Genomic DNA, 8,019 nt, shown 5'->3' on the forward strand with positions numbered 1-8,019 from the left:
GGAGAACAGACATGCGTATCGCAATTGGTGGCGATAAGGCTGGTGAAGGCCTGGCTTCTCTTATTGCAGCACATCTGCAGGCCACAACACACCATACTGTCGTTGATATGTCTCACCCCGAAGACAACCAACCGGAACTGTATTCGGAGCTGAGTGAAAGGGTTGGTCTTGCCATCACGGAGGGTAATTTTGATCGCGGTATCCTATGCTGTGGAACAGGAATTGGCGTGTGTATTTCCGCCAACAAAATTCCCGGCATCCGCGCCGCCCTGACGCATGACACCTATTCCGCTGAACGTGCCGCGCTCTCCAACAATGCCCAGATCATCACCATGGGCGCACGAGTCATCGGACCGGAATTGGCCAAGAGCATTGTGGATGCCTGGCTGGCACGCAGCTTTGACCCGTCCGGCCCTTCAGCAGGCAACGTGGCCGGAATTGAAACGCTGAGCCGGAAGTATTCCGAGCACCATCTGCCAACACCAAGCTGCTGACATCACATCGTACCGTTTTCCGGCACGGGACCGGAACGGATCATACGGAAAGACAGAAACATGAAGAAAGCTCTTTTCCTTGGCGCTCTCCTGGCAGCAACGCCCTTGGCAGCACAAGCCGCCGACAGCAGTACACCACTGCGGTTCGTACTGATTCCAAAAGTCGTCCACCCGTGGTTCGACAAGCTCAATACCGGTGCTCATGCTGCAGCCGATATGATTGCCAAGACAACAGGCCAGAAGATCGAAATCGAATACCGTGCGCCCCAAACCGCCGATGTGTCTTCCCAGAACGATATTATCGAACGCGCCATTGCGACCCATCCAGATGGGTTGATCCTCGACCTGCTGGACGAAAAGGGAAATCGCGCCACGATGGATGAAGCCATCGAGCAGAAAATCCCTATGACCGTCTTCGACTCCCTCCCCCCGGAAGGTATGAACATCACGGCTGTTGGCGCGGATTTCTGCGAGCAGGGAACGATCGCTGCGGAACGTCTCGCTACGCTGATTGGCAAGAAGGGTGAAGTCGCCATCATGATGGGCGTCCCGACCGCACCAAACCACACCCTGCGAGCAGAGTGCGAGAAGAAGGTGTTCGCAAAATATCCCGATATCAAAGTCGTCGCGACAGGGATTGATAACGATAGCATCGAGACCGGTCAGAAACAGGCCTCTGCCATTATGCAGGCTCACCCCAATCTTGCTGGATGGGTCGCGTGTGACGCTTCCGGGCCAGTGGGCATCGGTCAGGCCATTCGTGAAAGCGGAAAAGCTGGCAAGGTGCAAGAAGTCGGCCTCGATAACCTAAATGACATGCTCCAGCTCATTAAAGATGGCGTTGCTGAATCCACAGCTTCCAGCCGTCCGGAAATGCAGGGTTACTGGGCCGTCGTCTCCGCCTGGCAGAGCGCCATGGGTCAGAAAACCCCAAAATACATCGATACCGGCATCGACGTCATCACCAAGAAATCTCTTTGAACTCTGCTCGGAAGCAGGAGGCACGATCATGGCGGTTCTTCAGGTAGAAGCTGTCCGTAAAAGCTACCCCGGCGTGGTCGCGCTTGACCACGTCGATCTGACGCTTGAACCGGGCAAGATCCATATTCTTGCTGGCGAAAACGGCGCGGGAAAATCGACGCTGATCAAAACCCTGACGGGTCTGGTCAAACCCGATGAAGGAAAAGTGCTGATCGAGGGGCATGATGCTCTTGCCGATCATAGCCTGTTCTCACGCATCGCTTATGTCCCGCAGGAACTGAATCTGTTCCCGTCCATGACGGTGGCGGAAAACATGTTCATGCCCTTCCATCATTCGGGATTTGGTCGCGTGACCATTTCCCGCAAGGCGATGGAAGCGGAAGCCGCAAAGTTCATTGAACGATTTGGCATTCATGCCCGCCCAGGACAAACTGTCAGTCGCATCAGTGTGCCAGACCAGCAGTTGCTCCAAATTGCCCGCGCAGCCTGCCGCGACGAATTCAAGGTCCTGATCCTGGATGAACCGACATCGTCCCTGACGGCCAATGAGACAGAGCATCTGTTCCGCATCATCACCACGCTGCGCGACAGTGGATGTGCCATCGTTTTCGTCTCGCACAAGATGGAAGAAATTTTCAGTCTTGGCGATACAGTCACTGTTCTTCGGAATGGACGAAGCGTCGGTACCTTTCCCATGGACGGCATGACGGAAGAGCATCTTATTCGTCTCATGTCTGGCAACTCCGTCCAACTGGAAGAAAAATTCCAGCCTCGTGGCGCGATTGATGACAACGACATTCTGCTTCGCGTGGAAGGACTGACAGGTCCCGGCTTCTCGGACGTCTCGTTTCAGCTTCGCAAAGGCGAAATCCTTGGCTTTGCAGGTCTTGTCGGTGCTGGCCGGTCAGAAGTTATGCAGACCATGTTCGGATACCATTCTGCAAAAGCCGGACGCTGTATCTTGAGCGATAAAGAAATTCCACGTGGACGAACGGATCGCGCCGTTGCCATGGGAATGGTCTATCTCTCCGAAGAACGGAAGCATCATGGCATTTTCCCGCTGCTCAGTGTGCGGGAAAATATCAGCCTGTCCGTTCTGGAAAAGATGAAACGCGGCGGAATTATTTCTTCCGGCAAAGAGAAATCCATCGTTTCCGACACGATTGAGAAGTTCGATGTCCGCACATCGTCAGCCGCCAAGAAGATTGTTTATCTGTCTGGCGGAAACCAGCAAAAAGCCATCATTGGCCGCGCCATGGCCCGGCGTCCCCGTATCCTGATTTTCGATGAACCCACAAAAGGGATCGATATCGGAACAAAATTCCAGATTTATCGCATCATGCAGCAACTCGCCGAAGAAGGCGTCGGCATCATTCTCGTGTCATCCGAAATGACCGAGCTCCAACGCTGCGCCACCCGCATCATCACCATGTACGACGGCCGCACCACCGGTTCGTTCGATCAGGCCACCACTGACGTCAACACGCTTGTCGGCGCGATCATCGGCGCCACGGAGACCCGCCATGTCGCTTGAAACCACACTTCCCGGAGCTACCCCCACCCCCCCTAAGGCGTCCTCCCTGCGCACGCTGATCGCCCGGATGATTGCCAACCCACTTGGAGGCGTCATTGGCGCGCTGATCCTGATTTTCGGGATCTCCTGCCTGCTCTCCCCGCACTTCCTGACGTCTTTCAACATGATCATCATTGCGCGTGCACTGGCCTTTATTGGGCTGGTTACGATTGGACAGGCCGTCCTGATGATCCTTGGAGAACTTGATCTGTCCGTTGGGGCCATCGGTGGCCTGGCCGGTGTCGTTGGCGGCATGCTGATGGTGCAGATGGGGCTAAATCCCTGGCTTTCCCTCGGCCTGTGCCTACTGATGGGCGCTGGATGCGGCCTGCTGAACGGTCTGCTCATCACCCAATTGCGGCTACATTCCCTCGTGCTGACCATCGGCATGGCAGGCGTCTATGGCGGTGCCAATCTTGTGGCCACCCGTGGCGTTGCCATCACAGGCGTGCCACATGAAATCAGCTTTCTGGGTAGAGGCCTGGTTTTCGGACTACCCGTCCCCTTCCTGATCCTCCTCGTCTGCCTGACAATCGTTGCCTTCGTCATGATGCGCACCCCTGTCGGGCGTTACATCTACGCAATCGGCAGCAATCCACAGGCCGCAAAAATGCTCGGCATCCGCGTCAACGCCATTCGCGTTGGAGCTTTTGCTCTGGCTGGTTTCCTGTCCGCGCTAGCCGGTATCCTGATGGTGGCCCGTCTCGGAACGGCTCAGCCCTCGATTGGTGACACCTGGGTTCTCTCCCCCATCGCCGCAGCCGTCATTGGCGGAGTTGCCACCACAGGCGGACTGGGAAGCCCGGTTGGCGCCGTGTTTGGCGCCGTCATCATCGGCATCATTGAGGACATCATCGTCCTCTTCGGCATCTCGCCTTACTGGCAGTCCATCGTGAGCGGCGGCATCGTTGTGCTGGCCATCTCTCTGGACTCTCTCGCACGCCATTACCTCAACCGCGACGCGTCCTGACCCGTCCGCAGCTTTCCATCCTGCAAAAGGAGAGACTTACATGACCAAAATCTGCGGCAATGCCTCCGAATTCGCAGCCTCCGCCCTCCATGGATACAGCATGGTCCACAGAGATCTTGTCAAAATGATCCGTGGTGGCGTCATGCGTGCCAAACCGGGAGCACAAGGAAAGGTCGCCGTGGTTGTCGGAGGTGGCTCCGGCCACTACCCCGCTTTCATCGGATATGTCGGCAGCGGCTTTGCGGATGCAGCCATTGCAGGCGACATCTTCGCTTCACCATCCACCCAGGCCATCCAGAGCGTGGTCCGTCAGGCAGATCTGGGAGGAGGCATTCTCCTCGGTTTCGGAAATTATGCCGGAGACGTTCTGAACTTCGGCATCGCCGCAGACAGACTGCGCGCGGAAGGCTACGACGTGCGCATCCTTGCCACGATGGATGATGTTGCCAGCGCCACCGAAGGCGAGAGAGAACGCCGCCGAGGCATCGCGGGTGATCTGACAATCTTCAAGATCGTCGGAGCGGCGGCCGAAGCCGGCCTTGATCTGGATGCCGTCGAGGAAATCGGGCACCGGGTGAACCGCCAGACGAGAACCTTTGGCGTGGCATTCGATGGCTGCACACTTCCCGGAGAGAAAGACAAGCTATTCCATGTTCCCTCTGCGCGCATGGCTCTTGGACTGGGAGTCCACGGGGAACCCGGCATCGGGGAAGACAACATTCCCGCGCCTCAGGCCCTCGCCCAGATCCTTCTGGACAAGGTTGTCAGCGAACTTCCGGCGGATGCCCCGCGCCGCGTTGCCATTACCCTCAACGGCCTGGGAAGCACGAAACAGGAAGAGCTTTTTGTTCTTTGGGAAGCCCTTGCCCCTTTGCTTGAAAAAGCCGGGCTGACGGCCATTGCTCCCTTGGTTGGAGAATACGTTACAAGCCTTGATATGGCAGGCTGCTCCCTAACCCTGACCTGGCTTGATGAACAACTGGAACAACTCTGGCGTGCTCCCGTCGATACGGCAGCCCTACGCCACGGCCAGATCGAAGACTTAGAGATGCAGCCTGAGGATTTCGCCTCTGAAAGCAGCGTTACCTATATGAAATCCTCAACAGCTGCGGGCCGCCATGGAGGACAGTGCGTTTCTGACATGATGGCTCATCTGGCAGACGCTCTCGCCAAAGCAGAGGCGGAACTTGGCCACATTGATGCCGTAGCTGGCGACGGAGATCATGGACAGGGCATGGCCCGAGGGTCAGCAGCGGCACGGGCAGCCGCTTCCAAAGCGGCTGCCTCCGGAGCCGGTCCTGCCACTGTCCTGTCCGCTGCGGCAGATGCGTGGGCGGACCGCGCAGGCGGGACATCTGGCGCACTTTGGGGCGAAGGCCTGAGAGCATTCAGTCTGGCTCTGGACGATAATGCTCTCCCCTCCTCCCAACATCTGGCATTGGGTGCCCGACAGGCCATGGAACGCATCATGACCTTGGGCAAGGCTAAACCCGGCGACAAAACCCTGATTGATGCGCTCGTTCCATTTGTCGAAACACTTGAGACCCAACTGGCTGAAGCAACGCCCCTTCCACAAGCATGGGCACAAGCTGCCAAGGCCTCCCAGGCCGCCGCGGAAGCCACAAAGGACCTGCTGCCAAGGCTCGGTCGCGCCCGAACACATGGGGAAAGAAGCAAGGGCCATCCCGATGCGGGCGCTCTGTCTCTTGCTCTCTGCACGGACGTCGTAGGTCAAAAACTGTACGCATCAATGCAGGAAAACTCTTTGATTGTAGAGCAACGGCACCAATCCGCTGGGCTATAATACCCTTTTCTCAAATGGCGGGATCGATATTTTTTCGAAATACCAACGATCCCGCCAACGCAGATTTTTTAATGCACATTCGTCATGACATTCATGAAGAAGATCTCATTTTTCCACGAGGGACCAGAACCTCCTGAACGCGACTACGATCAAGAGACCCGTTCCAGACTGCCATAACAACGGGCGCTACACAGTTTCCGGCCAGATTACCCACAGCGCGCGCAATTCCGATAAACCAGTCCACAGCCAGGAGCAGTACCAGGCTGGACAGAGGGATCGACGGGGCGGCAGACAGTGTTGCTGCCAGGACGACAATTGCGATGCCCGGCACGCCATGCGCACCTTTGGAGGTAATCAGTGCGGTTGCCAGCATGGAGAGCATCTGGGTCAAGGTCAGGGGTGATCCGGTAACGTCAGCCAGAAAGACAATGGCAAAGCCGAGATAGATGGATAACGCATCCAGATTGAGAGAATATCCGGCTGGCACAACAAGCCCTACCACCTGTCTGGGAATGCCCATATTCTCTAGCTTGGCCATAATGCTGGGAAGTACGGAATCTGAACTGGTCGTCGCCGTGACAATCAGGATTTCTTCACGGAAATAACGGGCAAAACGCCCTGGATGCACACCGCAGGCCAGCAGACAGCCTCCAAGAATTACAACGATGAAAACGGCAATCGCCACAAAATACAGCACGACAAAGGATGCCAACCGATCAATCGCATCCAGCCCATACTCGGCAACGGTCGTAGCGACGGCTCCCAGTACACCTAGGGGAGCAAGTGCGATGATGAGGCGCATCATACGCGAAAACAGAGCTGAAAGGCTTTCGATCAGGCGTGTGACGGGTGCCCCTGCGTCCCCAATGCGGGACAGACAGCAGCCGACAAGAATAGCGAAGAACAGAATTTGCAGGATGTTTCCTTCGGCAAAGGCTGCAACCGGGGATCGTGGGATGAGACCCAGAATGAAACCAGTAATACCCTGGCCATGAAGGACATGCGCATTGGCTGCATAAGACGAGACAATATGCAGATCTTCCGCACTGGGCGTGAAGGTCATTCCCTGCCTCGGTCGAAGCAGCATTGCAGCCCCGACTGAGAGCAGAAGCACAAGCGTTGTCATGCCTTCAAAATAGATCAGTGATCGAAAACCGAGACGTCCCACCGCACTCAGAGATCCGGCTCCTGTGATGCCGGTCACAACGATACAAAACAGGAGAGGACCAACAGCCATCAGGATAAGCCGCAGAAACAGGTCCGTCAGCCACCGGCACTCTCCTGCCAGGTGCGGAACAAACAGCCCCAGCAGAACGCCAAGACATGTCGCCGCGACCACCTGCGAGAAAATTCCTGGACGAAACCTGTGCTTCGCACCTGCCGGGAGGGTCGTGTCGTTTTTCATCCAGATCTTCTTCTTGCTATCGTTTCAGAAACCTGGATCCAGTAAGAGAAACCCTTCTGGATCATAGCTTCCAATCTTCTGCCTTCAGTATATTACATTCATCTTTGCGCCCACGAAACGTGGTAGACTAGGCATCACGCCATAGAATGTCGCCTGTGTACCCCCGGAGAGCCAGTAGCGACGGTCTGCAAGATTCTGCCCACACACCGTGACAGACCAGTGCTGTTTCGGTGCGGCAAAAGTCAGTAAGGAGTTTTCGAGAAAGTATGCTGAGGCTGCGTCTGTGCCCCGCGATAGTTGTAATCCACGTCAAAAGTCATCTTGTAGTCGCGAGACATCGACCATGAATAGGTAGTCGCGCCAGACTGCACGAAGGCCTGCTGGATAAAGCCAATACTGCCTCAACATCTGGTCCGACACAACCTACCGCTCAAAGAGCAATAAAGACTTCATGGAAAAGCAGGGCTTTGTTTCGAAGCTTCATCGCAAAAAGCCATATCTCAAACCGGTGCTTCGGCATATCCAACGCTCCAACACCGGAAAGTCGATAATCCGATCGCGTGTTGAGCACGTCTTTACCGATCAAAAGTCACAGACCGGGCTGTTCGTCCGAACCGTAGTCATAACGTGGGCCAGCCTCGCTCCCAACCCCGACGCTCGATCAGCTTTGTCGACAGTAACTAGGTCATGTTGACAAAAAATCTGATCCAGAGCTTTGCGGCGGCGAGATTGAGGAAACTCATGAAGGACAAGGCGGTCTTGTCGTAGCGCGTCGCAATACGGCGCATCTGC

6 protein-coding genes and 1 pseudogene are annotated in these 8,019 nt (G+C 56.0%); 6 read left to right on the plus strand and 1 reads right to left on the minus strand.

From position 1 onward, the window contains the following. Positions 1 to 11 precede the first annotated feature (11 nt). Genes derI through HKD32_RS09310 form a run of 5 tightly spaced genes read left to right on the plus strand, consistent with a single transcriptional unit; the run spans position 12 to position 5,822 of the window. Entirely contained in the window at positions 12 to 494 is a 483-nt protein-coding gene (gene derI / locus HKD32_RS09290) for a D-erythrulose-4-phosphate isomerase (RefSeq protein ID WP_194257893.1), read from the plus strand. A gap of 60 nt (positions 495 to 554) precedes the next feature. Next, positions 555 to 1,475 (plus strand): substrate-binding domain-containing protein, encoded by a 921-nt coding sequence (locus tag HKD32_RS09295; RefSeq protein ID WP_010505224.1) that lies wholly within the window; start codon positions 555 to 557, stop codon positions 1,473 to 1,475. A gap of 28 nt (positions 1,476 to 1,503) precedes the next feature. Beyond that, positions 1,504 to 3,009, plus strand: a complete 1,506-nt coding sequence (locus HKD32_RS09300; RefSeq protein ID WP_023941867.1) for a sugar ABC transporter ATP-binding protein — start codon at positions 1,504 to 1,506, stop codon at positions 3,007 to 3,009. Further along, positions 2,999 to 4,018 (plus strand): ABC transporter permease, encoded by a 1,020-nt coding sequence (locus HKD32_RS09305; protein WP_194257894.1) that lies wholly within the window; start codon positions 2,999 to 3,001, stop codon positions 4,016 to 4,018. Before HKD32_RS09300 ends, HKD32_RS09305 begins: the two co-directional genes overlap by 11 nt. 40 nt (positions 4,019 to 4,058) lie before the next feature. Continuing rightward, positions 4,059 to 5,822: a dihydroxyacetone kinase family protein gene (locus tag HKD32_RS09310; protein ID WP_061929921.1), complete on the plus strand. Its 1,764-nt coding sequence runs from the start codon at positions 4,059 to 4,061 to the stop codon at positions 5,820 to 5,822. Between the two features lie 91 nt (positions 5,823 to 5,913). Here the strand turns inward: HKD32_RS09310 and HKD32_RS09315 are convergent, their stop codons facing one another. Next, the gene (locus HKD32_RS09315; RefSeq protein ID WP_061929918.1) at positions 5,914 to 7,227 is read right to left on the minus strand and encodes a cation:dicarboxylate symporter family transporter; all 1,314 of its coding nucleotides are present in this window, start codon (positions 7,225 to 7,227) and stop codon (positions 5,914 to 5,916) included. A 359-nt stretch (positions 7,228 to 7,586) separates the two neighbouring features. On the opposite strand from HKD32_RS09315, the pseudogene HKD32_RS15215 reads away from it, so the two are divergent. Continuing rightward, positions 7,587 to 7,867 (plus strand): annotated as a pseudogene (locus HKD32_RS15215) (IS5/IS1182 family transposase); the annotation flags it as partial. Positions 7,868 to 8,019 lie beyond the last annotated feature (152 nt).

Source organism: Gluconobacter japonicus, assembly GCF_015244665.1.
GTDB lineage: Bacteria > Pseudomonadota > Alphaproteobacteria > Acetobacterales > Acetobacteraceae > Gluconobacter > Gluconobacter japonicus.